Consider the following 3409-nt stretch of genomic DNA (forward strand, 5'->3'; position numbering starts at 1 on the left):
GAGATATTCAAAAGAGGCTTCAGTTTTTGTGAGAGGACTGGAGCTTTTTCTTTGATTAAAACAAAGATTGTTAAAAATTCTGTAAAAAAAGTCGGTGAACCTCCAACCCAGTAAAATCAAGGCCTCCAGGACAAAAACAGCATGAAAAAGTGTTGAAAACAGCAAAAAACAGTCAAAAAGTCGGTGAACCTCCGAGTCAATTTTGACAAAAATAAAAAAGCCAGTAGAATCAAGGCTTTGCGGGAATTTGCCATGAAGAGGTTGACCGACTTTTTTGAAGAAAAAGGTTGAAAAACAGGGAAAATGGGGTATAATGAAAACAGAAAACGCAGTAAATACTGTGGTTGAACCGTACCTATGAGAGATTGAAACTTCTTAAGCTCTTCTTTTGTCGCCTGGACATCAGTGTTGAACCGTACCTATGAGAGATTGAAACCCAGTTCGAAAACGGAACATAGAAATGATCTTCGCAGGTTGAACCGTACCTATGAGAGATTGAAACTAAAGCCAGGTGTAAATTCGTGAAAATATTTATTCATTTTTGTTGAACCGTACCTATGAGAGATTGAAACGAAATTTTCTCTCTTATTAAATTATAAAGTTTACGTTGAACCGTACCTATGAGAGATTGAAACATATCAATACTTCTTCTATTTTTCATTTTGTTCCTAGTTGAACCGTACCTATGAGAGATTGAAACCTCTTCGGACATATTGAAGCATTGGTCTCTTTATGTTGAACCGTACCTATGAGAGATTGAAACGAAATCTTCTACGAAAAGTACATTTATCATAAAAGATAGTTGAACCGTACCTATGAGAGATTGAAACGAAATCTTCTACGAAAAGTACATTTATCATAAAAGATAGTTGAACCGTACCTATGAGAGATTGAAACCAGCTGGTGCTTGAGAGCAGAAAGTGAATGATTCTTATTCTGTTGAACCGTACCTATGAGAGATTGAAACGTTACCAGGTCGGTAATAGTCAAAGTTTTCATCTGTATAATGTTCCTCGTTGAACCGTACCTATGAGGGATTGAAATGTTCCATATCCGGCACCAGATGTACGAACTCGAATGATAGGGTTGAGCCGTACCTATAGAGCTTAAATAACAGATAAATTTAATTTTTTCGAATAGGCGGTGCAAAGATGTTTGTGATCTTGTCCTATGATATAAATGCAAAACGCGTTGGAAAAGCAAAGAAAATATGTCGCAAATATTTAAACCATGTGCAGAAGTCTGTGTTTGATGGTGCAATAACGGAAGGGCAATTGAAACGGTTGAAGAATGAATTGCAGCAGTTGATCGTACCGGAAGAAGATGCCGTTTGTATTTATCATTTGGATTCTTCGAAATACGCCAGTAAGGAGCAGATTGGGACAGTATTGAAAAGTACAAATATTATTTGAAAGAATCTGTGAGGAAAAAAGCATGTCAAATCTGATTCAATACGTGAAGCGAGTTAAGCGTTAAACTTATGAAGAAAGAGGAGATTGATATGTTAAAAAAATTATGGAATTTTTGGATGTGGGTTGGTTTGATGATGCTGATTATCAAAAAGCAGTCGCTTGTTGCGTGCATGCTCAGTACAGCTGCTTGTCTGGCGTTTCGTTGGACGGATCAGGGATTGAATAATTTAACGGATTTTTCGGCGCTGCTTGCCCGAATGATTATGTATATGATTATAATTGGAATGGCTTATTGGATATTAAAGGCTGTGATTAAGGACGGTTCCCGGAATACGAACAGAGCAAATATATGGGAAGCACCAATAAAGGGCCATTTAACGAATGAAGACAATGGACGGGAATCATCTAGGGATAATACCATATGTGACTATGGATATGATGATGACTGGGACGATAAAGGGGATATCGATGATTACACGATAGATCCGGAGGACAGTACTGTAAATAGTCTGATTAATCAGTTCCTGGATCTGAGAGCTTGACATTGAAAATGCGGTATATATACGATATAATGACATATATACTGTATCTATAAGAGATGGAGGACATGTTTGTCTTCAAAAATTAATTTATTGGGGTAGAATAATGCTTAAGGTGACACAGTTGTTTATTGATGAATTGGATAAGAGGGAATATTCACACAGACCGGTAGAGCAGATGAAAGACGGCAGTGAAATTGTTCGATTGAGTTTTAAGTTGGAGAATGCCAAGATGACAGTGATTGTTGTTTTTGATCCGAACGGAAGGTCTGTCGGTATCAGATGTTTTGATTTTATTCAGATCAAAGAGAACCAGTTCCCGCAGGCGCTGATGTGCTGCAACACATTGAATGCGAAGAAGCGGTGGGTGAAGTTCTGTATTGATGACGATATGGATATTGTAGTGGCAGATGATGCCGTAATTGATGAGGTGACAGCCGGAGAAGAGGTACTGGAACTTGTTATGAGGATGGCTGCGATTATTGACGATGCTTATCCGGTAATCAATAAAGCAATATGGGCATAAGCGGTAGATAAGCGAAGGAGAATATAGGGCTTGCCGGATATAATTTTGGCAGGCTCTGTTTTGTACATAGGGAGAATTGTTATGCAGACAGAGTTATTATCACTTATCTTGGAAGAAGCAAGGCGGGTTCAAGACACACCCGATGATGATTTGGTGAGGTTGCAAAGTATTTATGCTGCGATGCTTAGAGTAGGATGGGCCAGTGATATTCTTAAAGGGAAATCCTATGATCAGAAGGAATATGAAGAATTAGTGAAGACGATTGATGAAGATCCGGATTCGGAAGAAGATGATGTGATGCTGAATCAAGGTGAGCCTGTCACTGATTTGGAGAAACAGCGTATTCGTGAGTTTCGTATATGGCTCAGCATGAGCAGGCGATCTGCATCGGATGCCTTTAGATATGTCAAAAGGACAATTCATGCGGATGTTATGAAGGGATTGCTGAAAGTGGCAGATGACGGTGGAAGAGAGAAGCCGGAGGCAGCTTGCCAAAAGAAAACGGAGACATCGGATAATTTAACAAGCTCGGTAGATAGATTGGTTGAACGGACAGTGAAGCTCAGAGATGCACTGTTGGAAAAGATTGTTGGTCAGGATAATATTATCAAAAGATTTTCTGATGGTTATTTTGAGGGTGAATTGTCTGCTTTGATGGAGAAAAATCGAAGTAAGCCCAAGGCGATATTTCTTTTTGCCGGAAGTCCGGGGGTTGGCAAAACATATCTGGCAACGGAGGCGGCACAGGCCATGGAGATGCCTGTCAAACGTTTTGATATGAGCGGATATGCGGATGACAATTCGGCTTTTGAGCTGACAGGTGCCGATGCGAATTATAAAGCCCCGCGTCCGGGAAGTTTGACAGGATTTGTACATGACCACCCTGCATCGGTATTGATCTTTGATGAAATCGAGAAATCACATCCTAAGGT

General features: G+C 39.6%; 4 protein-coding genes and 1 CRISPR repeat array. All 4 genes read left to right on the forward strand.

Annotation, left to right across the window (positions count from 1 at the left end):
* Positions 1-343: 343 nt before the first annotated feature.
* A CRISPR array of direct repeats spans positions 344-1044; the repeat unit is 29 nt; unit sequence GTTGAACCGTACCTATGAGAGATTGAAAC.
* Between the two features lie 107 nt (positions 1045-1151).
* The gene (gene cas2, locus WMO25_RS16365) at positions 1152-1412 is read left to right on the forward strand and encodes a CRISPR-associated endonuclease Cas2 (RefSeq protein WP_349086227.1); all 261 of its coding nucleotides are present in this window, start codon (positions 1152-1154) and stop codon (positions 1410-1412) included.
* A gap of 89 nt (positions 1413-1501) precedes the next feature.
* Positions 1502-1954: a hypothetical protein gene (locus WMO25_RS16370; RefSeq protein ID WP_349086229.1), complete on the forward strand. Its 453-nt coding sequence runs from the start codon at positions 1502-1504 to the stop codon at positions 1952-1954.
* A 103-nt stretch (positions 1955-2057) separates the two neighbouring features.
* Complete coding sequence (locus tag WMO25_RS16375) at positions 2058-2477, forward strand: YbjN domain-containing protein (RefSeq protein ID WP_349086230.1); 420 nt, start codon at positions 2058-2060, stop codon at positions 2475-2477.
* Positions 2478-2558: 81 nt separating this feature from the next.
* Positions 2559-3409: AAA family ATPase (locus WMO25_RS16380; protein ID WP_349086231.1), on the forward strand; the 851-nt coding region annotated here is incomplete at its 3' end.

The organism is Coprococcus intestinihominis (assembly GCF_040096555.1).
Lineage (GTDB): Bacteria > Bacillota > Clostridia > Lachnospirales > Lachnospiraceae > Coprococcus_A > Coprococcus_A intestinihominis.